14 protein-coding genes are annotated in these 25,354 nt (G+C 69.7%); 8 read left to right on the top strand and 6 right to left on the bottom strand.

Going from position 1 to position 25,354, the window contains the following annotated elements; translation table 11 throughout:
- Positions 1 to 15: 15 nt before the first annotated feature.
- The 3 genes from O7599_RS05865 to O7599_RS05855 all read right to left on the bottom strand — a co-directional run bounded on the left by O7599_RS05865 (position 16) and on the right by O7599_RS05855 (position 7,637).
- Positions 16 to 1,344 (bottom strand): recombinase family protein, encoded by a 1,329-nt coding sequence (locus O7599_RS05865; protein ID WP_281621025.1) that lies wholly within the window; start codon positions 1,342 to 1,344, stop codon positions 16 to 18.
- Between the two features lie 502 nt (positions 1,345 to 1,846).
- A complete protein-coding gene (gene car / locus O7599_RS05860) occupies positions 1,847 to 6,499 on the bottom strand; it encodes a carboxylic acid reductase (protein ID WP_281621024.1) in 4,653 nt (1,550 codons plus the stop codon).
- A complete protein-coding gene (locus tag O7599_RS05855; RefSeq protein ID WP_281621023.1) occupies positions 6,483 to 7,637 on the bottom strand; it encodes an acyl-CoA dehydrogenase family protein in 1,155 nt (384 codons plus the stop codon). Before O7599_RS05855 ends, car begins: the two co-directional genes overlap by 17 nt.
- Before the next feature lie 247 nt (positions 7,638 to 7,884).
- Between O7599_RS05855 and O7599_RS05850 the strand changes: the two genes are divergently transcribed.
- Positions 7,885 to 8,034 carry a hypothetical protein gene (locus O7599_RS05850; RefSeq protein WP_281621022.1) on the top strand — a complete coding sequence of 50 codons (150 nt, stop codon included), beginning with the start codon at positions 7,885 to 7,887 and terminating at the stop codon, positions 8,032 to 8,034.
- Positions 8,035 to 8,654: 620 nt separating this feature from the next.
- On the opposite strand, the gene O7599_RS05845 is transcribed toward O7599_RS05850, so the two are convergent.
- Positions 8,655 to 10,295: a glycosyl hydrolase gene (locus tag O7599_RS05845; RefSeq protein ID WP_281621021.1), complete on the bottom strand. Its 1,641-nt coding sequence runs from the start codon at positions 10,293 to 10,295 to the stop codon at positions 8,655 to 8,657.
- Between the two features lie 854 nt (positions 10,296 to 11,149).
- Here O7599_RS05845 and O7599_RS05840 point away from each other — a divergent pair.
- The 6 genes from O7599_RS05840 (at position 11,150) to O7599_RS05815 (ending at position 21,769) form a co-directional block, all read left to right on the top strand.
- Positions 11,150 to 12,469, top strand: coding sequence for an MFS transporter (locus tag O7599_RS05840; RefSeq protein WP_281621020.1), 1,320 nt, complete (start codon positions 11,150 to 11,152; stop codon positions 12,467 to 12,469).
- Positions 12,470 to 12,507: 38 nt separating this feature from the next.
- The gene (locus O7599_RS05835) at positions 12,508 to 13,815 is read left to right on the top strand and encodes a non-ribosomal peptide synthetase (RefSeq protein ID WP_281621019.1); all 1,308 of its coding nucleotides are present in this window, start codon (positions 12,508 to 12,510) and stop codon (positions 13,813 to 13,815) included.
- Positions 13,816 to 13,885: 70 nt separating this feature from the next.
- Positions 13,886 to 16,969 carry an amino acid adenylation domain-containing protein gene (locus O7599_RS05830; protein WP_281621018.1) on the top strand — a complete coding sequence of 1,028 codons (3,084 nt, stop codon included), beginning with the start codon at positions 13,886 to 13,888 and terminating at the stop codon, positions 16,967 to 16,969.
- Entirely contained in the window at positions 16,959 to 18,131 is a 1,173-nt protein-coding gene (locus O7599_RS05825) for an acyl-CoA dehydrogenase family protein (protein WP_281621017.1), read from the top strand. The genes O7599_RS05830 and O7599_RS05825 overlap by 11 nt, the downstream gene beginning before the upstream one ends.
- Positions 18,132 to 18,146: 15 nt before the next feature.
- Complete coding sequence (locus O7599_RS05820) at positions 18,147 to 19,958, top strand: non-ribosomal peptide synthetase (protein ID WP_281621016.1); 1,812 nt, start codon at positions 18,147 to 18,149, stop codon at positions 19,956 to 19,958.
- A complete protein-coding gene (locus tag O7599_RS05815) occupies positions 19,955 to 21,769 on the top strand; it encodes a BTAD domain-containing putative transcriptional regulator (RefSeq protein ID WP_281621015.1) in 1,815 nt (604 codons plus the stop codon). The genes O7599_RS05820 and O7599_RS05815 overlap by 4 nt, the downstream gene beginning before the upstream one ends.
- Before the next feature lie 7 nt (positions 21,770 to 21,776).
- Here the strand turns inward: O7599_RS05815 and O7599_RS05810 are convergent, their stop codons facing one another.
- Both O7599_RS05810 and O7599_RS05805 read right to left on the bottom strand, forming a co-directional pair.
- The gene (locus O7599_RS05810) at positions 21,777 to 23,291 is read right to left on the bottom strand and encodes an amino acid adenylation domain-containing protein (protein WP_281621014.1); all 1,515 of its coding nucleotides are present in this window, start codon (positions 23,289 to 23,291) and stop codon (positions 21,777 to 21,779) included.
- Complete coding sequence (locus tag O7599_RS05805; protein ID WP_281621013.1) at positions 23,291 to 23,551, bottom strand: acyl carrier protein; 261 nt, start codon at positions 23,549 to 23,551, stop codon at positions 23,291 to 23,293. Before O7599_RS05805 ends, O7599_RS05810 begins: the two co-directional genes overlap by 1 nt.
- Here O7599_RS05805 and O7599_RS05800 point away from each other — a divergent pair.
- Positions 23,478 to 25,352 carry a condensation domain-containing protein gene (locus O7599_RS05800; protein WP_348652588.1) on the top strand — a complete coding sequence of 625 codons (1,875 nt, stop codon included), beginning with the start codon at positions 23,478 to 23,480 and terminating at the stop codon, positions 25,350 to 25,352. The genes O7599_RS05805 and O7599_RS05800 overlap by 74 nt on opposite strands.
- Positions 25,353 to 25,354 lie beyond the last annotated feature (2 nt).

The raw sequence follows: 25,354 nt of genomic DNA, 5'->3' as shown, positions 1-25,354 counted from the left end.
CAGCGGGCGTGAAGGTCAGCCGATGCGGGTCCTTTCTCGTGTCGGGGTGTCGGCGGTCAGGGAGCTGTCCGCCGGGTCGTAGGTCAGGGTGATGCCCCGGGTGCGCAGCCAGTCCGCCGTTGCCTGTGCGGGGAGGGCGCCGGGGGAGTGGTCCCCGGTTCGGGGGTGGCCGAGGCGCAGCAGGAGAGCGGGCAGATGGGCCAGGATGCGGTCCTCGCGGATGTAGGCGTTGCGTGGTCGGTCCGTGCCGGGGCCGGTGGCGCTGGTGTGGCCGTGCCGGCAGCGGTAGGAAGGGCGGCCGTTGGTCCAGCAGGACTCCATCCGCCGCCCGCAGATGCCGCAGCGCAGCAGCCCGGCGAGCAGGTAGGTGCGTCCCGGTGTGACGGTGGTGGCGCGCATGCTCTGGACGGCGACGAAGTCGGCCTCGCTGACCAGAGCCGGATGGGCCTTCTCGCGGGAGATGATCCAGTCCTGCGGCGGGTTCCAGCGGGCGATGTCGCGGTGGCCGAGGGCGGTATTGGCGGGGTCTATGAGTTCGTGGTCGGTGCGCTGGCGGTTCCAGACCTGGCGGCCGGTGTAGCGGGGGTTGGCCAGGATCGCCCGCACCGCCGTCAGCGTCCACTGGCTGCCGCTCCGGTGCGCGTTGCGCTCCGGGTCGGCGGCCGACGGGCACGGCACCGCCGCATCGTTGAGGGCGCGGGCGATACGCGCCTGGCTCTTGCCGGCCCGGCGTTGCGCGAACATCCAGGAGACGATGGGTGCGGTGGTGGGGTCGGCTTCGAGGCGCTGGGCGCGGGCGCCGCGGCGGGCCCAGGCCCGGTTCGGGTGCGGGCCGGCATCGGCGAGACGGTAGCCGTAGGGTGGCCGGCCGCCGAGGTAGCGGCCCTGTTCGCGGGCCTGGACGGTCATCGCGGTCCGGGCGCGCAGCCGGGCGCGGGCGATCTCCCGTTTGGACAGGATCCCCAGCAGGATCATCAACTCCTCGTGCCCGGCCAGGCCCGGGTCGACCGGGCCGCCCAACTCGGGTAGCCACAACCGCACCCCGTGATGCTCGAACAGCGGGGCCATGGCGGCGAACTGGCTGCCGTAGAAGGCCCGCTCGCTGGAGCCGATCACCACCGCATCGAAGTGCCGTTCCGGATCCGCCAGCGCGTCGATCAGGCGGGCGGCTTCCGGGCGGCGGGGCCAGGGCAGCACCCGACTGTGCCCGACATCGAAGAACTCGGCGGTGACCCGCCCGTGCCCGGCGACCAGCGCCTGCGCACGCATCAACTGCCACCCCCGCGAGGTGGCCGGGTCCTGGAAATCCTCCGTCGACACCCGCCCGTAGAAAGCGAACCGCAATCCGCCCAGTGTGGGCGGCTCGGATGCCCGGCTGCTCACCCACGTGCCCAACGCGTCAGGTTCGGCAGGCGGGTCGAAAAGCGGCAATGTGCCCGTCGAAGCCATGCTCAACCTCCCTGCAGACGCTACCCGACCACGCTGGCGATCGGAAAGCCCGGGTATGTCATTGTGACCGTCGCACGCACAACCGCAGCAGGGAACCTGAAACCACTCGTACGGGTGAGGGGGTATTGACAAGTCGCACCATCGGCGTTCCGGCCTCGTTCTATGCGCGCGCCTTGAGCCGTGATGGCGGAGCTTCGGGGCTGCGACTCGCGTGCCGAGACGTTCCGGTCATGGGGTCACTTCATGATCCATTTCACCGTCTGGTGTACACGCCCGATCGCCTTGGCACGGCGGGCTGTCGTGGGGACGCCGTCATGGTTGATCGTTGGACGGCGCGAAGGGATGCAGCGGCGGAGGTCTTGGCAGAGCCAGATGCTGGTGTCAGAGCCGCGTGAGGTCACAGCAGCTTCAGGTGGACGAGATCGGCCAGGTACTTGCCGATGAGTGCGCTTGTCAAGTGCGGGATGCCGTTGTCCAGGTGGGGAAGGGCCGCCTTGACCGCCGGCTGGAATCGAATGGTGGAGAGGAGTGATCCTGCCGTGGGTTCAGCGGGTTGGGCGAAGGCGTGCAGGAGTGGGAGCAGGGAGTTGCGACGCTGGCCGTCGGGTAGAGCGCGCAGGGCGGTGTCGAACTGATACAGCCAGTCAATGTAGTTGGGGACGCGGCGGATGGGGTGCCCCGCCTGCCGGAGCCAGTCGACGATGGTGTCGAGGCTGATGCCGTCGTCGTGGGGGTTGACGAGGTTGAGGCTACGGTAGCCGGTCATTGTGTGGTCGCCTATGGCGGTGATGGCAGCGGCGCTGAAGTCCACCGGGAGGCCGTCGTAGTGGGGCCGCGGGTCGGTATCGGGGTGGGGATGGGGGTCTTGGCGGTAGAACGACGTGGGCGCGAGCCGGGTGGCGGTAAGGCTGAGGAGCAAGCGGGTGAAGAGGTCGGGGACGTTCACCTGTCCGGGGTGGTCCTGGTGCGCAAGGAGCATGCTCGAGCGGAAGGTGGTGACAGGGAGTGCGAAGTGTTCGTGTGCTTCGCGTAGGAGGACTTCTCCTGCCCACTTGCTGATGGCGTAGCCGTTGGCGTAGCTGTCGTCGAGGTGGAGGGTGGGGCAGGTGAGGCGGATGTCTGCGTCTTCGTGGAGAGCAGAGGGGCCGCTCTGTCCGGCGATGCTGATGGTGGACAGGTAGGTGATGGGCTTGAGGCGGGTGGTGAGGGCCAGGCGGATCACTTCGGCGGTGCCGGTGACGTTGGGGCCGAACAGCTGTTGGTAGGGCAGGACGTGGTTGACCAGTGCAGCGGTGTGCACGATGAGGTCTGTGGAGTTGGCCAGGCCGGTCCAGGTTTCATGGCCCAGGCCCATGCGGTCCTGGCCGAGGTCGCCGGCGTGCACCTGGAGGGCGGTCTTCGCCAGGTGCCGGTAGCGGTCGAGGAGTTCGCTGCCGCCGCTGTCGTAGGCGCTCTCCAGTCGGCGGGCCGCCTCTGTGTCGTTCGCGGCGCGCACGAGGCAAACGACAGTGCCGCCCGTGGCGGCCATCCGTTTCATCCATTCCAGGCACACGAAGCGGCCGAGGTAGCCGGTGGCTCCAGTGATGAGGACCTTGGTGGCGCGCGGAGCAGGTTCGGGCAGGTAGGGCGCGCGGTCGAGGAGGTCGACGTCGAGGAACTTGTCCAGGGTCAGTTCGGCTGCGTGTACGTCGTTGTGGTCCAGGGCGTGGACGCAGGTGGGGGACGGGTGTCCGGTGGTGGCGGTCCGGCGCTGCTCGATATGGCGTGCGAGTGCGGCGAGGTCCGTGGTGGGGCTGATGAGGTGAGTAACCGGTACATCGATGCCGCACACGTCGCCGAGCAGCGCGGCGAAGGACAGCGCGGACAGGGAGTCGCCGCCTAGGTCGGCGAAGCGTGCGCTCGGTTGGATGGCGTCGGCTGCCTGGCCGAGCACGAGGCCCGCGCCCTGGCGGATCGTGTCGAGCAGCGGCTGGTTGGGGGCGTCGGCGTGTAGCTGCTTCAGGCGCTGTTCCCGGTTGTCGAAGTCGGCAGCGTAGAGTTGTTCGAGGCGTTCGCCGTAGCGTGCCGTGAGCTGGGGACGCAGGGGTTTACGCATGTCGGAGAGCAGCCCGTTTTCGGTACTGAAAGGCTCGGTCTCGATCAGGACGCCGCGGGGGATCTCGTAGGGCTGAAGCTGTGACTGGCGGCCGATCTCGTGCAAGGAGTCCAGGATGTGCCGCCTGAGTGCTTCGGTGTCGGAGCCGGTCCGGGTCAGCAGGGTGGCGGAGGGTACGACAACGGCCAGGAGGTGTGCGCGTTGGCTGTTGGCGTACACGAAGATCTGACGTACCTCGGGGCTGGCGGTGAAGAGGGTCTCCAGGCGGGAGACGGCGACGAACTCGCCTTGGGAAAGCTTGAGCACGTTGTTCCGACGGTCGACATAGTGCAGGTAGTCGGGGGCGATCTCGGCCACGATGTCCCCGGTGCGGTAATAGCCCTCCTCGTCGAACATGACGGCGTTGAGATCGGGGCGGTTGTAGTAGCCGCCGATGGCGCTGATGGTCTTGATGAGGAGTTCGCCGCGGGGATGAGGGATGTCGCTGGTGAGGTAGCCGAGCTCGGGGACGTCGATGAGCTTGTAGTCCGTGACCGGAGGGCGCAGGATCCTGTTGTCGAGCATGACCCGGCCGATCTCGGTGGTGCCGTAACCGCTGTGCACGGGGAGGCTAAGCAAGGACTGCATGAACGCGGTCATCGCCGCGGACAGAGGTGCCGCGCCGACGACGGCGTGAGCGACCCGACCGCCTAGCACGTTGTCGCGCAGCTCCTGTTTCACCCGCGCATCGAGATCGCCTGGCTGGTCGGCACGGCAGGCCATCTCGTGCTGATACCGCTCGAAAAGCAGGTCGCATACCCGCGGGACGAGAGCGAGTTCGGTTGGCCGGACCAGAGCCAGGTCGGCGAACAGGGTGGAAAGGTCGCTGCGGGCGGTGAACTGGGCGAGGCCGCCACGGGCCAGCGAGCCCATCAGCGCGTAGCGGCCGATGAGATGGCTCAGGGGTAGATAGTGCAGCGACGTCTCGGGGGCATCCGCATCGTCGCGGGGGAAGAAGCCGAGCCAGGCGGTACCGACCAGGCTCTGAGTGTAGACCGCACCCTTGGGTGTGCCGGTGCTGCCGGAGGTGTAGATCAGCAGAGCGAGGGGGTCCTCGCCCTGCGGGGCAGCGAACAAAGGCGCGGCATCCAGGGTCCTGCCTCGTTCGAGAACCGTGGCCATCGGTACCACCTCCACTATTCGTCCGGCGGAGGCCAGTTGGCGGTGTGCATCGCGCAGTTCGGTTGCTTCCAGGGTGGCGCCCGGGCTGTGGTCGAAGACCACGACGCGCTCGACAGACGGTGTGAGCTGGGCCGCGGTCACGGCGCTGTCCAGGCGTTCGATGGTGGTGGCAAGTATCTTCGGCGCTGTCTCGGAGACCACTCCTTCCAGTTGTGCGGCTGAGGCGCTGGACTGCAGCGGGACGGTCACCGCGCCGAGGTGGACGCACGCGAGGTCGAGGGTGAGGTAGTCGATGCTGGTGAAGCCGAGGATGCACACCCGGTCGCCGGGGTGGATCGGGTGAGTGGGATGGTGATGCCAGTCGGCGGCGACAGCACTGATCCGCTGCCACAGTTGCCGGTAGGTGAGGGTGGCGTAGCGGGGCAGCAACCGCAGCGTGCGTCGGCCAGTAGCCGGGTCCGTCGTCATCTCCCGGACCCGCTCGCCGACCGCGGGCCGCTGCGCGTACCGTTCCATGATTGCGGCAAGGACCTGAGCGAGCCCATCGTCGGGCGCGATCACGGTATGGGCGTTGGCGTTCACTGGGAGCTCCCCGGAGATGGGATGGGGTGTGTTCCAGGGCTTGTCCGCTCGGGATGAGGCGGCCCGGGGGGTCAGGTCTAACGATGCGTCGGTGGGGCGGCTGAGACCCGTGAGCGCGGCGACGAGGTCGATCACGTCCTGGGCGCGGGCACGGTGTTCGGGTTCAAACAGGGGTGCGCGGGGTCCTGAGCCGCCGGTGTAGGCGGCCAGCACGCGCGCGCCTTCCTCGATCAGGCCACCGTCAACGGCATCGTAGGTTCCAGCCAGGGAGTACAGTCCGGCTCGCTCGCGCACCTGGCCGTCGACGTCGTGCGTCACCCTCACGCCGGCCGCTTTCAGGTCCGCAATCGCTTTCGACTCCAGAGCGTGGTAGCGCTCGTTGGACAGGGCCCGCACGGTCCCGCCCGAGTCGGTGCACAGGCTCTCCATCCGAGCCAGCAGGCCCGGCCCCGGCGCCCGGCGGAAGAGGGTCGGCTCGATCATCGGAGCCGCCTCATTGACCGCCGTCCCGGTCAGCGCGGCGGCGTAGGGGGCGATCGCTTCCTGCTGCACGCCCAGGAACCTGGGCCATGGCATGCCCGGGTCGTCCTGCCGGATCTCGCGAAGGCCCCGGTACAAGCCCATAGGTCCGAAACCGCTGGACACAGCCTGGACATGCCAGTCCCAGTGGCGGCCGATCGCCAGCACCGCGTCGCGCAGGAGATAGGCGCGCAGCTTGTTCGCCTCCAGTTGTGTCTCCAGCGTCGGCACGACGGGCAGTTCCAACTGTGCGGAAGCCGCTGCCAGGACCTGCTTGATGCGCTCTTCGGGTGCGTCGACTTCGACGAAGTCAACGCCTGGTGCATCGGCAAGGTGGGGCAGGATGCGCCGCCGGGACGCGGGCGGGTAGAGGATCACGCACCGGATCCCGGCATGAGCGGCATACCGGGCGACGGCGTTGGCGGTGTTACCCGAACTCTGGGCGAGGACGGTCCGATGGCCCTGGGTCAGCGACTCGGCGATGGCCACCGCGGCAAGCCAGTCCTTGAACGTACCCGTCGTGCCGAGCGAGGACAGGTCGAGCACGTCGAGGGCGACGCCGCGGTAGGCGGGCAGTGGCACCACGTGCGCCCCCTCGCGCAAGGTGGTGCGCTGCAGGTGCCGGCGGTAGACGTCACTCAGCCGATCCGCGTAGCGTGCGACGACACTGGTGTCTTCACGGTAGATATCCATCTAAGCACTGCCCGGCAGCCTGGCGTTCTACCGCAAGGGTGCGCTCGCCGATCTGGGTGAGCAGGGCGTCGTTCGGTGCCCCGAACACCTGCAGGGCCACCGCGTCGCGATAGTGACGGGTCAGCGTCGCGTCCTCGCTGGCGTATCCGGTCCCTCCACACACACCGATCGCCTCGCTCATCACACCGTGCAGGACGGTTGTGCAGAACACCTTCGCTTCGTCGGCGGTGACACCGGGGGCGGTACTGATGGCGTCCCGCCACACAGCACGCATCGCCGCGACCTGGATGGCGATCTGCCCGACCCGCGCGGCCATCACGCTGCCCACCTCCGGCGCCCGCTGCTCCAGGGTTGACTCCACGAAGGCGCACAACCAGGCCAGCACCGCGTCGGCCGAGCCGATCGCCCGTGTCAGATACCGCGTCACGTCATGGCCGCGCAGCGAGGTGGTGACGTCGCATTCCGGGCCACCCAACAGCTCCAGTTCCGGATCGAACTCGTAGCCACTGAGCCGGACCTCGGCCAGCGACACCCCCAGCATGCCGGGCCGGGGCAGGTCAGCGCCCACCTCTACGCCCGGCCGGGCCGGGTCGACGATCACGCACTGGGCGATCTCGTCGCGGCGGGCGACGACCAGGATCCGGTCAGCATGCAGAGCGTTGGTGACCCAGTTCTTGCGCCCGTTGAGGATCCCGTGTGCCTCCTTGAGGGTGATGGTGGCGGCCAGACGCTCGGGATCGGTGCGGCCTTGTTCGGTGTAGCCGCGGGCGCAGATCATCTCTCCACTCGCCATCGCGGGCAGCAGCGTCTGCTTCTGCACCGCCGTGCCGTGCCGCTCCACGTCTCGGCACAGCTTGAGATGAGTACCAGCCATCCCAGCCAGGGGCTGCCAGGCCCGGGCCAGTTCGTAGATGATCTCCAGGACCTCGCCGCTGGGTAGGCCCGAGCCACCGAACCCGACCGGCACGGTGGCCCCGAACACCCCTAGCGCCCTCATCCGAGCCACCAAGTCGTCGGGATAGTCTGTTTCCCTATGCCGCGCCAGGTACTCAGCCACGTAACGGCGGCCGAACTCCCTCACGGCAGAGGCGGAGCACACCACAGGAGCGCTGCGAGACAACGGGACAGCAGAGCACATGCCAACCCCCTGATCACGGCGCAGTGTTGCCCTTCAGCGCCAACGTGTCAACCTGATCTGTCAATCTAAAACTGACGATCACGGTTGACGCCTGGGTCTCTGATTGTCTGAGGATCAAGAGGGCCACTACGGCCGGTTCGCTGCGGAGCCGACGCCCGGGAGTTGGAGGAGTTCTTCCGGCTGTCGACGGAGGCACAGGAGTTGGCGCGGGTGAAGCGTCGCCCGGCAACTCGTCTGGGGGTGGGCGGTGCAGTGGGGCACGGTGCGCATGCTGGGCATCTTCCTGACCGGGTCCCGACGGCGGTGCCGGGCCGCCGCGGTGTGGTTGGTCGCCGAGCAGCCAGACGTGGACGGCGCGTACTTCGCCGAGTACGGCGGGCGCGGGCAGACGGCGTAGGAGCATGAGTGGGAGATCCGCGACGTGCACGGGTGCCGGGACTTCGCGCCCGGGGAGGCGGAGCTGCGAACGTTCCTGGCCTCGCGGGTGTGGCCGTCGTTGGAAGGGCCGCGGGCATCGTCCGACCGGGCGCTGCTGCCGGGTATCTGCACGCTGGCCCGGATGGTCGCGGCGGCGCGCAGAGGAGAACGACCGGCTGCACGCGTTGGTGTACGGGGCGGTGCCGGCTGTGAGGATGACAGGGCTGGCCCGCTACGGGCTGGTGTCGAAGGCGCGCGCTGACCACCAACGCCGCGGTGGTTCCGCACGGCGACGGGGACGACGAGACGGAGAGCGGGCGGAGCTGGTCGCCCGCTACGGCACCGTGCAGGGCTTCATCGCGCTGCTGGTCGATGTCATCGACTTCGCCGCCGTTCCGGCAGGCGATCAGTTCCGAGACAGGTCGCTCCTGCCGCACCGAACGACCGAACGTCCGACGGCAACTGAGCTTGGGCGGGCCGCTCCAGCGATGGACTCGCCGTGGCCCCGATGGGGCCACGGCGAGTACTCCCGTGATATGGGCGCCGGCCAAAGCGGTTCGGCTCCCGCACCGCTGGCCGTTCAAGAGGGACCGATTCCCGTCAGTCCGCCTTGCGGTAGGCGCGACCGCTGGCGTTCGGGTTGGCACCGTCGTAGAGGCCGGTCGGGCTGGTCTCAGTGGAGAGGGAGTTCCATGCATAGCGTTTCACGAAATCCAGATCCGCCAGCATTTCAGTCGATGCCTGAACGAATCGGGTCTGCTTCTTCATGCTCGGGTACCGGGGAGTGCCCTTGGTGAAGTCGATGAGGGCGTACTCGGTCAGCCAGACCGGCTTGTGATACCGCTTGTGGACGCGCTTCAGGTAGCCGGCCAGATGAGAGGTGGCCTCGGAGCTGAAATCGGAGCCGTACCAATGCACCGGGATGAAATCGACGCGTAGGCCGCGTTTCTTGGATCCCTTCATGAAGCGGTCCAGCCATCCGCCGGGCTTGTCGGCGTCGGTGGCAACCGCCGGAGCACCCAGGCGCAGGCCGGTCCTCTCCAGCCGCGGCCACAGGCCGAGGGCCTGCTTCACCGTCATGTCGGCCTGTGTGGGGAGGTCGGGTTCGTTGAACGTGAGCAGGTGCGTGCCCCCCCGGGTGGCATTGCGCAACTCGATGCGGGTGACCGAACGGGGCCCCCAGATCGTCGGGACGTACTCGACGTTCTTCGGCTTGTCGAGGCGCCCGGTGGAGGTGGTCCAGTTGTGGAACCAAGACACGCCGGAGTCGGTCAGCGCCTTGCCGGCGCCGTCGACGGGGTTGAGGGCCACGCCCTTCTGGGAACTGTGTGATGGGTCCCCGTTGTCTCCGGGCCTGGGCTTGTCGGGCGCCGGCTTGCCCGGCTTGGGCTTGCCGGGCTTCGGCTTGTCAGGCTTGCCGGGCTTCTCCGGGTCCGGCTTGCCGGGCTTGGGCTTGCCGGAAGAGCCGGATCCGTGGAAGGTGACCGTCAGGTCACTGCACTGGCTGCACTGACGCATGACCTGGTTGCCGGCCTCGGCATCCTGCTTGGACCAGGCGTACGCCTTGGGGCAGCGTTCGGCGATCGCGTTGCTGTAAGGGGTCTTCGCGTCCCGGTTCGGGTTGAGACAGTACAGCGGTTTGCCTGTACCTCTGTGCTTGATCAGGTCTTTGGGCGGGCAGGAGGCAAGCAGGTCGACGTCGCAGCCCACCTGATCGCACTCTCCGCCTTTTTTGGGCAGTCCCGTGCCCTTGGGGGTGATGGTGATAGGCACCGAGACGGCATTGACGTAACTGACGTCGTACCAGGGAGCCGCCTGATCGGCGGTGTCGAAGTTGAACTCGGCCAGGCTGACCGGCTGTTCCCCGGTGGAGCAACGGTGGATGAACCGTCCACAGTCGCCGACGTCACAATAGAACGTCGTGCCCTCCTCCCCCCTGCATCCTTGGCGGGGGAAGATCGTGCCCCGCCAGTGCCCGGCGTCCGTGCGCTCGGGGATGGGGATCTTGGCGGACTCGCCCGGATCCAGGGTCGGCAGCCCGGTGAGCGGGACCGAGCCGTCGGTGCTGGCTACGCTGCCGACCCAGATGCGGCTGCCCGTCTCGTTCCGGACCGTGACGGTGTGCTCGGCGAGCCCTCGGGCGACGCCGGTGACGTGGTCCTGACGGTTGGTCGAAGAGCCCTGAAACGCCGCCGATGTCACGAGGGACGCGGCGACGACGATGAGTAGGAGCGGGATCAAGGGCCATCTGAACACTGGAAGTGATCTCACGCGCATGGAAGTTGCCTCTCAAGTCCAGGCTTGCGTCGGATCGGTGGTGGAGCGACACCCCCGCATCTCCACGACGTTTGCGCGTAGCGAATGGGTTCACCATGCGCGCGTCCTCGGCCTGAGTCCCATCACGCACCCGTGCGCTGCATGTCGCGAGCTGGCGGACGAGACCAGCACTTCGACGAAGGGCATCCCGTAGATCGGGACCAGCGGCATGGAGGGCGTCTCCGGTCAGAGCGTTCAGGGGCACACAGGCTCTGCCGTCGTGCTCACCTTTCGTGCCCTCGGCATCTCGAAGATCAGCCGGGGACCCTGCAATCAGGCGGCCCACACCACGACACCGATGCAAAGCCTCGGAGCAGGTCGAACCCCTCCACCACCTCCACGGGCGCAACCACCATCAGGCGCGGACCATCGCGCAATGACTCCCTTGGGAAGATTCATCTGAACTGTCCGCTCGTCGGCTGCATCGTAGTGAGTGTGGAGGTGATCAGCATGCGCAAGTCGTAGCGCGTGGGCAGTCCCCACGGCTTCTTGCAGGGCCGTTCCCCACCAATGGGCGATCGGTTTCAACTACCAATAATCTCTCCAGCAGAAGCGTCGAGGCAGTCGGCGAAAACCCCCCTCATCAGACTCCGCTAACGAAAAACGCCGAAAAGATTCGGCCGCGTGTGACACCTACTTGCTCGCTGCCTCACCGCCGCCGGCTGCTGTGACCGCTGTCAGCCCGAGAGGGCCTCCGGCTCGGTGCCTGGGATCATTGCAGCGGACTCTTCAGGGCAACGCTGTCGCCGATCGTTCCGGACGCGCTCGCAGGAGGTGTGTTGAGCGGTATTAACGTGGTGCGGCGGTTCTTTCGTGGTCCGCTCATGGAAGTTCGAGATTTTCGTCTTTTGTTGGTCGGGTTCGCGGTGAGCAAGGTAGGCAGCCAGGTGACGTTAGTCGCCTTGCCGCTCGTAGCGGTTCTGGAACTGGACGCGTCCCCGTTCGAACTCGGACTGTTGACCGCGACGGAGACCGCCACCCTCGTGGTTGCCGGCCTCCCCGCCGGCGTGTGGGTGGACCGAATACCGCGACTCCCCGTCCTCGTGCACACCGATCTGCTGCGGTTCGCCGCAATCAGCTCCATTCCGGTCACCGCGGCGTTCGAGTACCTGTCGATGGCACAGTTGTACGTGGTGGCCTCGGTGACCGGCGCCGCGACGGTCCTCTACGACGTCGCCAACCAGTCCGCCGTGCCCACCATCCTGCCGAGGGAACGGCTGATCGGCGGAAACGGGGCCGTCGCGGGCGTGCAGTCCTCCGCGGAGGTCATGGGCCCGGGTTTCGGCGGCGGGCTGGTGCAGGTCGTCGGTGCGCCCCTGGCGCTGCTCGCTGACTCCATCAGCTACCTGGTGTCCGCCGTCCTACTCCTGCGCATCAAGGTGCGTGAGACCGTGGTGAAGACGGCCACACGACGGTCGCTGCGCAAGGAAATCACCGAAGGCGTCGGCTTCGTCCTCCGTCATCCCCTGCTGAGGGTCATCGCCGTCACCACCGGCCTGGCGAACTTATTCACCGCGTTCCTGTTCGTCGTCCAGGTGGTGTTCTGGACGAAGGTGCTGCTGCTGTCCCCGCTGTCCATCGGCCTGGTGCTCTCCGCGTCGGCCCTTGGGGGGCTCGCCGGTGCGCTGCTGGTGCAGCGGCTCGCCGCCCGCGTCGGCCAGGTCAGGCTGATCCTGTTGTCGCTCGTGGTGACCTCGCCTTTCGCGTTGCTGTGGCCGTTGTCGTCCGGTGCGTGGGGATCCGTGACGTTCGCCGTGGGACTGGCAGTGGTCTGGTTCGGTGCGATCGTCTACAACATCGCCCAACTGACCTTCCGGCAACTGGTCTGCCCGAACGAGCTGCTGGGGCGGATGAACGCCACCATGCGGTTCGTGGCATCCGCCGTCATGCCGCTCGGCGCGGTCGCGGGTGGCGCGCTCGCGACCGCCGCCGGCCCGAGGGCGGCGCTGTGGATCTGCGCGGTCGGGTTCCTGTCGGGGCCGGTTCCCCTGCTGCTGTCACCGTTCCGCCGCTTGCGGGACTCGCCGGCGGAGCCCGACGAGGGGAGCCGGGACGAGGCGGCCGGTGACGTGACCGAGGGGGTGGCGCCCGACGGCTGACCGGACTCCGTCCCCCGACACGAAAGCTGCCGATACCCGTGCCGCACACCATCAGCGAGAGCTACCTGGCCCAGTTCCGGGCGGTCACCGAGAACTCGAGCGAACCGGCAGACCTGTTCCCGCTCACCGGCGCACAACGCCGATTCGTGCTCGCCCGCAGCCATGGCCCGCGGGCAAGCCCCGACATCGTGCCGCTGTTCTTCACGTTCCCGAGAGGGACGGTGGAACTGCCGCGCCTGCGCCGGGCCGCGGTCCACCTCGCGGCCCGGCACACGGTCCTGCGCGGTCACCTCGTCGTCGTGCGGGGCACTCCCGTACTGCGTGCCGGACGGCCGTTGGTCGAGGTCCGCGAGGTGCCGTTACCGGCCGGCCGAACCGCGGCGCAAACCCTCCGCGAGGAACTGCGGGTTTGGCGTTCGAATGGGCCGGCCCTCCGGCTCCTCGTGGCCCGTGGCGGGCACGAGGAGGACGAGCTGCTCGCGATCGTGCTGGACCATGTGGCGTGCGACGAGCAGGCGCTCGGCACGGTGACCGCGGGTCTCACCGAGGCGTACGCGGCGGATCCCGGCTCTCCGCCCCGGCGGGCAGCGGCCGCGGACGCCACCGCGTACCGGGAAGCGGTGATCCGCCAACTCGCGGCCGAGGAGCGGGCGTCCCGGCCAGCCGCGCTCGCCTACTGGGCCAAGCGCCTGAGGGGCCTCTCCGGCGCACCGGCGGGCACGTTGCTGCCGAACGAGACCGGCAACCCCGACCGCGGCATGCTGAGCCACCGGCTGCCCTCGGTGCCTCCACGCGCCCGCGGGACGCTGTTCCCGACGTTGCTGGACGCATTCTCGGCGGTTCTGCGCAGGCCCCGTGCGGTGCCCGCGCTCGGCTACCCGTGGGGTGGCCGCCCGGCGGGGACACCCCCGGTCCTCGGCTGCTTCCTCAACACGGTGGTCCACCCCGTCACCGGGCGGGACACCCTCGCCGAGCTCACCGCACGGTGGTGGGACGACCTCGATCATGCCGACACCCCGTACGACGAAGTCGTACGGGCCGCCCGCCGCACCGGCACCCCCTGGTCCGGGGCGCTGGCCGGCCTCCTCACCTTCGAGGAACTGGGACGTCGCCCGCCCCTGCGCCTCGGCGGCAGAACCGGTCGGGAGACCTACCTCGCGGTGCCCCGCCGGTTCGCGGCACCGCTCGCGGTCTCGGCATCGCACGGCGAGGACCTGCTGCTGCGCCTGGTGTGGAACCGCGCGCACCTGCCGGACGGCGACGCTGAGACGGCCTTCCAGACGCTGCTGGACGGCCTCCGCTGCCATCTCGCCGCGGCCACCGCACCGGTGGACCGTGCTTGCTGACCACACACCCGCACAAGCCGTGCCGACGTCCGTGTCCGCACGGTTCTGCCGCCATGCCGAGGAGGTGCCCATGTTCGACCTCTCCCCGTCGCAGGAGATCGTGTGGCTGCACGAACAACTGCTTCCGGGCAGCCGCAGCTACAACTTCACCGCGGTGCTCAACCTGCGCGGCGTGCTCGATCCCGACGCGCTGCGAGCCGCGTTCGCCACCGTCGTGGCCCACCATCCCGGGCTGCGGCTCGAACTGGTCGACACGGCGGGACAGGTGGCTCGCCAGCGGATCCGGGAGGAGGCGGAGCCGCGGTGGCGCGTCACCGACCTGTCGCCCGCGACCAACCAGGAGGCCGCCTTCCTGGAGTTGCTGGCCGCCGAGGCGGAGGAGCCGATCGACACCGGCCATGCGCCGCTGCTGCGCTGGCACCTGGTGAGGCTGGGCGAGCGGCACCACCGGCTGGTGCAGGTCGAGCACCACCTGACCCACGACGGGCACTCGTTCGCGATCCTGCTGCACGACGCCGTCATCGCCTACCGCGCCCACCTCACCGGCCAACGGCCGGACCTGGCGCCCACGCGGTCCTACGAGGAGCACGTCCTCGGCGGTGTCGACACGTCGGCCCGCGCCGCCAGCCTGGCTTACTGGCAGGACGAGCTGCGCGGCATGCCGTTGACCGTGCCACTCCCCGGCCTGAGCGCACCCGGTGCGGTGCGGCGCAACCGCGGCGGGCAACTCCGCCAGCACATCGACGCCGACCTCGCCGAACGCCTGCGCACATGGTGTCGCACCTGCGGATACACCCCGTTCAGCACCCTGCTCACCCTGTTCGGCGAGCTGCTGCGTCGGCACAGCGGGCAACGGGAGCTGGTCGTGGGCACCGCCGTTGGCAACCGGCCGGACGATTTCGACCGCACCATCGGCATGTTCGTCAACACGATCCCGCTCGGGCTGCGCCTGCGGCCAGACGCGACGGCCGCAGACGCCGTCGACGACGTCACCGACGCGCTGCTGCGCGCGTTGCCGCACCAGGAACTGCCGGTGCAGCAGCTCACCCGGTCCCAGGGACTGCACACGAGCGGCGCCGACAACCCGCTGTTCAACGTAATGTTCAGCGCGCACGACGCCCCGCTGCCGGAGCTCGACGTACCCGGCCTGGACATCTCACTGTACGAGGGGCACAACACCGGAACGACCCGCTTCGACCTGGACCTGGTGCTCCTGCCCGACGACCGCAGGATCGTCGGGCAGCGCAACGGCGCGTCCGGGATGACGCTGATCTGGGACTACGACAGCGACTTGCTCGGCCCGAACGTGGTCAGGCTGATGTCCGAGCGGTTCCTGGCGCTCGTCGACTCCTACGTGTCGTACCCCTGGGCCTCGTTGGACGCCCTGGCCGTACCCCCCTCCGCCGGGCCCCCCGTCCCCGCGCGGGCTCCGACACTGGCAGACCCGCTCAGTACCGGTGATCCCGACGCCCTCGCCGTGCTCGCCGGCGAGCAGCAGTTGAGCTACGGCGAGCTCGACAAGCTGGTCGCAACCCTCGTCGACCGGCTCCGCGCCGCGGGGGTGACCGAGGGCCAGCCCGTGGCCACCCTGCTGCCGAGGGGCGTCGACTCCGTGGTAGCCCTGCTCGCCTGCCTGCGGCTCGGCGCGGTGTACGCCCCGCTGTCCCCAAGCGACCCGGCCGCACGGCTCGCCCAGCTCTTGGCCCGGCTCCGACCCGCGTTGGTGCTGGCGACGCGGCACAGCGCACTCGCGCCGCCCGGCGGCACTGCCGCATACCTCGAAGACCCGGCCTTCCCCACCGCGGCACCGGCACGTGTACTGGCTGGCGGCGCGTATGTCATCCACACCTCCGGCTCTACCGGCGTGCCCAAGCCCGTACTGGTCAGCAGGCCGGCACTCGCGGGGTACCTCGATGCAATCGCCGCGCGGTACGGGCTGGGCGACGAGGACCGTGTGCTCGCATTCGCCCAGCCGTCGTTCGACGTCGCGATCGAGGAGGTGCTGCCGTCCCTGGCCGCCGGCGCCTGTCTCGTGTTCCCCCGGCGCGAGGTACCCACCGGGCCCGAGCTCGCAGCCGTACTCGCGCTTCGCGGTGTCACCGTGGCGAACCTGCCCACAAGCTACTTCCTCGCCACGCGGGAGTCGTTGCGGGAGGTGGCGCGTGACGGCCGCTGGTCACCGCGGTTGGTCGTGCTCGGCGGGGAACGGCTGCCGGCCCGGGCGCTTCGCGGCCTGCTCGCCGACACCGGCGCGGTCGTGTGCAACGCGTACGGGGTGACCGAGGCCGTAGTGACCTCCATCGTGCACACGGTTACCGAGGCGAATGCGGCCTTGGCCGGGGACGTACCGCTCGGGGTCGAGCTGCCCGGCGTGCGGGTGCACGTCCTCGACGACGGGGCACGGCCGCTGCCGGACGGCGCCGTGGGCGAACTCGCAGTCGGCGGTCCGATGCTCGCCGACGGCTACGTCGGTGACGACGAGGCCACTGCGGCCAGGTTCGTCACCGCCGGCGGGGAGCGGGTGTACCTGACGGGTGACCAGGGCTACCGCGACCTCGGCGGCCGGTTGTGGTTCCTCGGCCGCCGCGACAACCAGGTCAAGCTGCGTGGTCACCGCATCGAACTGGAGGAGATCGAGTCGGTGGTGTCGGCCACGCTCGGCGGCCGGCCGTGCGCGGTGGTGCTCGACCAGGACGCGGAAACCGGTCCCCGGCTGGTCGGCTTCGTCCAGGGGAAGCGGCCCAACCAGGCGGTGCTCGGCTGGCACCTGCCGGGCGCCCTCGTCCCCGGCACCTGGATCGCGCTGGCGGAGCTTCCCACCTTGCCCGGCGGGAAGCCGGACCGTGACGCGCTCACCCGGCTCGCGGCCGAGCACACCGCGGTGGCCCCTCAGCGTTCACAAGCCGGTTTCACCGCCCCGGGACAGTCCCTCGTCGCACGGGGCTGGCGGGCCGTCCTCGGGCACGACGGGTTCGCGGAGGACTCCCATTTCTTCGAGGTCGGCGGCCACTCGCTGCTCGCGGCACAGCTCGCGGCCTGGCTCGAACCCCACCTGGGCGCGCGCCCGGCGCTGCGCACGTTCTTCCAGCATCCGGTGCTCGCGGACCAGGCCAAGGCGCTGACCTCGCCGGGGAGCACCAACGATGCCGGTTGATCCCTCCATCATCCTCTCCGACGACCACGCCGACCTCGTGTCCTCGTTCCAGAGCTTCGTCCGGCGTGAGCTGGTGCCCCTGGCCACCGAGATCACGGACACCGGCAGTCCGCCGCCCGCCGAATTGCGGTCGTACGTGCGGAAGCGGTCCGCCGCACTCGGCTTCTACGCCGGCGAGTACCCGCAGGAGTGGGGCGGCGCCGGCACGCCGCTGACGGCCGTCGTGCTGCTCCACCACGCCGCGGGCGGCAGCGGGTGCGCTCTCGCGCCGTATGCGCTGGGCGGTTCCGACGGACCGAGCCCGCTGCTCCGGCACGGCACACCGGATCAGGTCGAGCGGTACCTGGTGCCACTGGTGCGTGGCGAGACGACCCGCTGCCTCGCACTGACCGAACCGCACGCCGGCTCGGACGCGTTCCGGCTGACCACCGTGGCGACCAGGACCGTGGACGGGTGGGTGATCGAGGGCAGGAAGACGTTCGTCAGCAACGCCGATCGTGCCGACATCGCGATCGTCGTCGCGGCAACGGACCTCGGGGAAGGGCCGACGGCCGGCGCGTCCGCGTTCGTTGTCCCCATGGACTGTCCGGGGCTGCGGATCGGGCAGCGCTACGAGGGGATGTCGGGCGAGCCGCTGTTCGAGCTGCTGCTGGAGCGGGTCGAGGTGCCGCCCGACGCGGTCATCGGTGGCGACGAGGGCGTCGGCGCCGCCGCCGCGCTGGCGATGGACAACCTGTCCTGGGGCCGGCTGATCGTCGCCGCCCAGAGCAACGGCATCGCCGACCACGCGTTGCGGCTCGGCGTGGAGTACGCCAGGAGCCGCACGGTGTTCGGCGAGCGGATCGGCGGCTTCCAGCACATCCAGGAACACCTGGTGACGAGCCGGGCCGAGGTGGAGGGCTCGAAGCTGCTCACGCTCGCCTGCGCCCGGCTCGTCGACGGTGGAGCGGCGGTACCGGAGAACGCCGCGCTCGCCAAACTGACGGCGACACAGACGGCGGTGCGCGTGGTGGACCGCGCGCTCCAGATACACGGCGCCACGGGGTGGATCCGTGGCCACCCGCTGGAGTTCCTGTACCGCCACGTCCGGATGATGACGATCATCGAAGGGACCACCGAGATCCAGAAGGTGATCGTCGCCAAGGCAATGGGACTGGAGTGAACCGTGGAGGCGACAGTGAACTCTCTCAGCATCGAAACCGGTGGGGCGCCACGGGAAGGCGCGGTACACGACCTGTTCCGCGGCCGGGTGCGCCGCACACCGGACACGCTCGCGCTGGAGGACGGCGCTTCCCGCTGGACCTACGGCGAACTCGACCACCTGGCGGACGAGGTCGCGGTCACGCTGCGTGGCCGTGTCGGGCGTGGTGACGTCGTTGGCGTGTGCCTAGACCACTCGGCGGCACTCATCGCGACCGCACTCGCGGTGGCGCGGCTTGGTGCCGTCTACCTCCCGTTCGGTCAGGAGTCCGGGCCCCGGCGGCTGCACGCCGCGACCCGCACCCTCCGGATCCCCTGCCTGGTGGGGGATCGGACGGCTGTCCATGCGCCGGCGGCCGAGATCGTGCCGCTCGCGGTACCGACCGACGGCCGCGGGACAGCCGGACAGGTGGTGGCCGCGATGACGGAGCCGCCGCCGGAGGCCACCAGCACGCCACCCGGCACCCACTACGCGGTGCTCACCTCCGGCTCCACCGGGCGACCGAAGGCGGTCGCGGTGGGCACTGCCTCACTCGGCGCCCTGCTGCACTGGTACCGCGACCTGATGGAGTTGGCGCCCGGGGCGCGCCACAGTTTGCTGATGGGGGTCCCGTTCGACGCGCACGTGATGGAGATGTGGGCTGCGCTCACCTCGGGTGCGGCGTTGAGCGTCGCGCCGAGGGAGGTCCGCTGGGACCCGCGCGCGCTCACCGACTGGTGGCGCGACGCGGCGATCACGGCCAGCTTCTTACCGACGCCGATGGCTGAGCCGGTGCTCGACCGCCCGTGGCCGGACGGTCTGGTGCTGCGCCACCTCGGCATCGGCGGTGACCGGCTGCGGCGCTGGCCGGGACCGGACGTGACCGCCCACGTGTACAACGCCTATGGTCCTGCCGAGGCCACCGTCGTGACGACCGCGTACCCGATCCCGCCCGGCACGACGCGCGAGGCCAAGGGTGTGCCGCCGATCGGCCGGCCGATCCCCGGCGCCACCGTCGTGGTCGCCGACGCGGCCGGCCGCGCGGTACCGCGCGGCGAGCCCGGCGAGCTGCGGATCGGCGGGCGGTGCCTCGCGCTCGGCTACGTGGATGACCAGCTCACCGCGCGGCGGTTCGTCGCGGCGCCCGATGCGGGGGACAGGTTCTACCGGACCGGCGACCGCGTGGTGATGAGGACCGACGGGGTGCTGGAGTTCCTCGGCAGGCTCGACGACCAGGTCAAGATCGACGGTGTACGCATCGAGCCCGCCGAGATCGAGACGGCGTTCGAGCAGGAACCGAGCATCAGGCGGGCCGCCGTCGTCGCCCCCCGGGACGAGGCGGGCACGATACGGCTCGCCGCGTTCGTCCAGGCGGTGCCGGGCGAGGTCGTGCCGTCCGCAAGCCTCCTGCGAGCCAACGCACGGGACTGGCTGCCGGCGCAGGCCCTACCGGTGTCGATCACGGCGGTCGACACGTTCCCCTTGACCGCCAACGGGAAGGTCGACAAGGCGGCGTTGCTCGCCGCGCACGCCGTGCCGGGCGACGCGGTCGGCGTCGGCGGTGTGTCACCGGTCGAGCAGGTCGTGCTGCGACTGTGCCGCGAGTTCCTCGGCTCGCCCGACATCGGGCTCGACGACAACTTCCTCGCCGCCGGCGGCAACTCCGTGGCGGGGGCGCGATTGCTGGCGGCCCTCGAACAGCGTTACGGCGTGCGGCTGCGCGCATCGCGGCTGCTCCGCCAGCCGGACCTGCGCCACGTCGCCACGCTGGTCGAGGAGCGGGCCGCTGCGGGCGAGGCGCTCCCGTGAGGTACCGGCTGCTCGGCAGGGTCGAGCTGTGGGACGGGAAGAAGATCGACGTAGGCGGGCCAAAGCACCGTACGCTGCTGGCCACGCTGCTCCTCGGAGCCAACGAGTTCCAGTCCGTCGACCGCATCGCCGAGTCGTTGTGGGAGCACGACCGGCCCAGGAGCGCACAGGACCTCGTCCGGTTGTACGTGCACCAGTTGCGAAAGCGGATGGGCACCGCGGGCGCCGACGTCCTGACCGAGTCGGGCGGCTACATGATCCGGGTCGGTGAGGGGGAGCTGGATATCCAGGTCTTTGAACGCGAGACGCGGCAGGCGCGGCGCGCCATGACGACCGGTGACCTCACGCAGGCCGCCACACGGTTCCGCACGGCGCTCGCGCTGTGGCCGGAGCCGTTCGCCGTGTGCGCCAACTCGCCGCTGGTCGAACGACTGCGCGGGCCGCGTCTGGAGGACATGCGGCTTTCCGCGGTGGAGGACCTGGCCGAGTCGGAGCTGGCCATGGGAGACGGCCTCGACATGGTCGACCGGCTGTGCCCGTTGGCCGACCGTCACCCGCACCGGGAGCGGCTGCTCAGGTTGTTGATGCTCGCGCTCCACCGCCGGGGCAGGAAGGTCGAGGCGCTGGCGGCCTTCCGTCGGACACGCGCGTTCCTCGTGTCCGAGGTGGGGGTCGAACCCGGCAGGGAGCTGCATGAGCTGGTGCAGGCGATCCTCAGCGACGACGCAAGCCTCCGCTCCGTGGCGGACCGCTCCACAGCACCGCAGTCCGTCAGGCCGGCGCAGCCCGTACCCCGTCAGGTGCCGGCCGGCGCGGACGACCTGGTCGGCCGTGCCGGAGAGCTGCGGGAGACACGGGAGTTCCTGGCAGCCGGCACGGCGTCCGCGCACGCGTCCGGCCGTACCTTGCTGATCTCCGGGCCGCCCGGGGTGGGCAAGAGCGCGCTCCTGTTCGGTGCCGCACGTGAGGCCCGGGACATCTTCCCGGAAGGGGAGCTGTACGCGGACCTCGCCGAGACGTCGGTGCACGAGGCCCGCAAGGACTTCCTGATCGCCCTGGGCGTGGACCCGGTCGACATACCGGCGCACCCCGCCCGCCGTCTCGCGCTCTACCGGAGTGCGACCGCCGGTCGGCGGGTCCTGGTGGTTCTCGACAACGTGGTCGCCGAGTCCCAGATCGTCGAGCTGACCCCCACGTCGGCGGGCGGTGCGCTCGTCGCGGCGTCGGACACCAGGTTGCCCGGCGTCGGGTTCACCCACGTCCTGGACGTCGAAGGGCTCGACGAGGAGTCGGGAACGCTCTTCCTCCACAGGCTTCTCGGGCGCGACCGGGCTGGCGGCGACCCAGGTGCGGCGGGACGGATCGTGCGGATGTGTGACGGTGTCCCGCTCGCACTGCACATCCTGGGGACCCGGCTCGCCATCCGCCGCGAGCTCACACTGTCCGAGTTCGCAGGGCAACTCGCCGACGACGACGGCAGGCTCGGCCAGTTCCGGGTTGGCGACCTGGACCTGCGCCGACGGTACCGGCGCGGCTACGAACGACTCGGCCGTGTCGAACAGTCCCTCTTCCGCTGCCTGGCGTCGGCGGAGCCGACCGGTACGACGGTCGAAGGGCTTGCCGCGATGACGGGGCAGCCATCGGCCGCCGTGGACATGGCGGTGGACGCGCTCGTGTCCGCGCACCTCGCGCGGCTGGTCGGCCGTGACCGCGCTGGCCGGCCGCGCTACCGGCAACCGCTGCTGCTCAGGGACTTCGCCAGGGAGCTGGCACGGAGCTGGCAGCCGGTCGAGGGCTCCCGGTGCATGTGAAGAGCGGTCACCTCGGGAAGGGCGCGGGGAGCGCACGCCGGTCGACCTTGCCGTTCGCGGTCAGGGGGAGTCTGGACAACGGCCGCCACACGTGGGGTATCAGGTGGCCCGGCAGCTCGTCGAGCAGCCAGGACCGCACCGCGGCCAGTGCATCGTCCCCGGCCGGCTCCAGCACGGGGTAGGCGACGAGTATCCGGGTCTCCGGCGTGTCGCCGTGCGTGGCCACCACCACGTCCCGCACGGTGGTATGGCGGCGGACGGTGGCTTCGATCTCCCCGAGCTCGACCCGGAAACCGCGGATCTTGACCTGCCGGTCGATGCGGTCGAGGTACTCGATCAACCCGTCCCCGCGGCGCAGGACAAGGTCGCCCGTCGCGTACAGCCTGCTGCCGGGCTCGGCGGCGAACGGGTCGGGTACGAAGCGCTCCGCGGAAAGTCCGGGGCGTCCGAGGTAGCCACGGGCCAGGCCCGTGCCCCCGATGTACAGCGCCCCGGTGATCCCGTCGGGCACCGGGTGGAGCATGTCGTCGAGGACGCGCAGATACGCGCCGGGCACGGGGCTCCCGATGGGAACCGACTCGCCCGCCTCAGCGCCGGTCAGCACGGTGTGCGTGGCGGCGAAAATCCCCGCCTCCGTGGGCCCGTAGCCGTTCACGAACCGCATGCCTGGATACGCGTCCAGGAGCTTGCGCACGTGTTTGGCCGACGGGGCCTCCCCGCCGGCGAGGAGCTGCTTTACCCCGGCGAGGTGCTGGATGCCCTCGTCGACCACCACGTGGAAGAGCCCCGCGGTGAGCCACATGGTGGTCACGCCGTGGTCGGAGACCACCTTTCCGAGGGTACGCAGCGACCTGGTGGCGCCGGGTGCTACGACCAACTGCCCGCCGTTGAGCAGTGCGCCCCAGATCTCGAACATCGAGACATCGAAGCAGATCGAGGTGAGGAGCGGGATGACCTCTCGGTCGCCCAGCCGGACCCAGGTCGCGTTCCGGACGAGGCGGACCACGCTGCGGTGGCGCACCATCACGCCCTTGGGCCTGCCCGTCGAGCCGGAGGTGTGCACCACGTAGGCGAGGCTGTCGGGGTCGCCACGCGGGTCGGGGTCGCGCTTGTCCTGCTCGGCGAGCAGTGCCAGGTCGTCGAGGCACACCGTCGGGTACGGGGCGGCCTGCTCCGCGAGCGCACGGGTGGTGACGACGACCGCGGGCTCGGTGTCGGCCAGGACGGCAGCCACCCGCGCGGGCGGGTGGTTCGTGTCCAGCGGCACGTAGCAGCCACCCGCCTTGAGGACGGCCAGGATCGCGAGCACGTAGTCCGTGGACGGCTCGAGCAGAAGCGCCACCCGGTGCTCGTCGCCGACTCCCCGGGAGATCAGGAGCCGGGCTATCCGGTTGGCCCGGCCGTTGACCTCGGCGTAGCTGAGGTGGGTGCGACCACACACGAGTGCCGGGGCATGGGGGGTCCTGGCGACCTGCTCCGCGAAGACACGGTGTATCACCAACTCGTTGGTGTCGGCCGTCATCACGTCCCCTCGCCGTGCTTTTCCCGCACCGCCCGCTCCACCGCGGCCGTGAACCGGCTGAGCGTAGGGTGCCGGAGGAGGACCGGCATGGGCAGGTCGATGTCGAACTCCTCGCTCACCCTGGCGGTGATGCGCATGGCCAGCAGCGAATGCCCCCCCAGTTCCAGGAAGTCGTCGTCGGGTGCTATGTGGTCGATGCCCAGTGCGTCGGCCCAAACCGCCTTCACCACGGTGACGGTGTTCTCCGAGGTATGCGTCACACCGCCATTCTGCCGGCCCCGGTTCTCGTTTGTGTATAGCCCAGGTTTGGGAACCGTTGAGACCATTACCGTTGACACCCCGCAGGCCGCTGAACATGCTGTGACTGTGATAGCCGGAGCCACTGGAGGTGCGCCCCTTTCGTGCGCGCAGCAACAATTATGGTTTCTTGACCGCCTCGACCCGGGCGGTTCCACCTACAACTTCGACGTGGTGCTGCGCCTGTATGGCGAACTCGATGTAAAGGCACTCCACAGCGCTTTTCAACGAGTTGTCGATCGGCACGATGTGTTGCGCACGACTTTTTCCGAAGGTCCCGACGGAATTCCCTGGCAACGTGTCATCCCGGGTTTCTCGCTCCCCCTTGATGCGGTCCACCTCACCCCGCTTCCCCCGGCCGCGAGCAGGACGGTGGCTGACGCCCTGGTGCGGGAGTGGGCGGCCGAACCGTTCGACCTGGCGGCCGGCCCGCTGGTCCGCCTTCGCGTCATCCACGTCGACGAGCAGGAGCACGTCGTCGGGTTGTTCCTGCACCACGCCGTCTGCGACGGCTGGTCCGTCGATGTGATCTTTCGGGAGCTGGCGCACTACTACACGCCTGAGGGCGAACCCGCGCCGCTGCCGGAACCAGCCGTGCGGTACGCCGACCACGCCAGGAGGCAACGCGACCTGCCGTCAGATGAGCGCCAGCTCAACTGGTGGCGCGAGTACCTCGACGGTGCGCCGACCACACTCGCCATGTCCGGCGATCGGTCGGCGCGTGGCGCCCAGGTCCTGTGTCACCTGCCGGCGAGTACCGTCGCCGGTGTCGCGGCGCTGGCCCGCATGCTGTCAACGACCACCTTCGCCGTGCAGCTCGCGGCGTACTCCCTCCTGCTTGCCCACCACATCGGCAGCCGGGAGCTGCTGGTCGGCACCCAGGTCGCCGGACGGCCCCGCCTTGCGCTCTACGACACCGTCGGCCTGTTCGCCAACACCATCCCCATCCGGATCGACCTCAGCCGGCCTCGGGACTTCAGGGAGCTCGTGGCACACGTCCGAGAGTCCACGCTGGACGCTCTGACCCACGATCACGTGCCCTTCGACCGCATCGTCGAGGCCGTACGTCCGGAAAGGACAGCGGGTCGGATGCCTCTGGTGCAGACCGGCTTCACCGCACAGACCGCGCCGCAGTCGCCGCCCGAGCTGACCGGACTGACGGTGGAACTCGTCTCCGTCGCCCCGGTGACCACGAAGTTCGACCTGAGCATGTCGGTGACGCCGCGATCGGACAGCGACGAACACGAGGTCACCCTCACCTACGACACCGGGGTGCTCGGGGAGAGGGACGCAGGCCGGCTGGCAGGCCGTTACCGGGAGCTCCTCTCCAGTGCCCTCGCCGCGCCGGAGAGCGGGATGTGGCGGCTGCTCCCGCAGTTGCCACCGGCGGGCGGCCGGCGGGCGGCGGTAACGGGCAGGCGCGGTCCTGCCCTGGTCCCGAACCTACCGTCGCGGGCGGCACTGGAGGATCTGCTGGCCGACATCTGGCGGGAGGTACTGAAGATCGACCGGATCACTGTGCACGACAACTTCTTCGACGTGGGCGGCCAGTCCCTGACACTCGCGGTCGTCCACGCCCGCGCCGAACAAGCGTTGGGACAGGAGCTTCCGCTGGTCGCGTTCTACGAGCATCCCAGCATCGTGGCGCTGGCCGCCCAGCTCTTTGGCGACCGGCGCAACGAACGGCGGCCGACGCAGCGGGGCGGCACACGCCGGGCCCGCTCCCGCGAGCGGCGCAGGGCAGCCCGGGAGAGGGGGAACTGACC

It is taken from the genome of Streptomyces sp. WMMC500 (assembly GCF_027497195.1).
In the GTDB taxonomy this organism is placed as follows: domain Bacteria; phylum Actinomycetota; class Actinomycetes; order Streptomycetales; family Streptomycetaceae; genus Streptomyces.
Note: the sequence above shows the minus strand (reverse complement) of the source record. Positions and strands in the feature narration are given on the sequence as shown.

What these genes read in the sequence shown, in the direction of transcription:
- car (WP_281621024.1), bottom strand. Translation starts at nt 6,499, where the DNA reads ATGGATATCTACCGTGAAGACACCAGTGTCGTCGCACGCTACGCGGAT.
- O7599_RS05855 (WP_281621023.1), bottom strand. Translation starts at nt 7,637, where the DNA reads ATGTGCTCTGCTGTCCCGTTGTCTCGCAGCGCTCCTGTGGTGTGCTCC.
- O7599_RS05830 (WP_281621018.1), top strand. Translation starts at nt 13,886, where the DNA reads ATGTTCGACCTCTCCCCGTCGCAGGAGATCGTGTGGCTGCACGAACAA.
- O7599_RS05825 (WP_281621017.1), top strand. Translation starts at nt 16,959, where the DNA reads ATGCCGGTTGATCCCTCCATCATCCTCTCCGACGACCACGCCGACCTC.
- O7599_RS05810 (WP_281621014.1), bottom strand. Translation starts at nt 23,291, where the DNA reads ATGACGGCCGACACCAACGAGTTGGTGATACACCGTGTCTTCGCGGAG.
- O7599_RS05800 (WP_348652588.1), top strand. Translation starts at nt 23,478, where the DNA reads ATGTGGTCGATGCCCAGTGCGTCGGCCCAAACCGCCTTCACCACGGTG.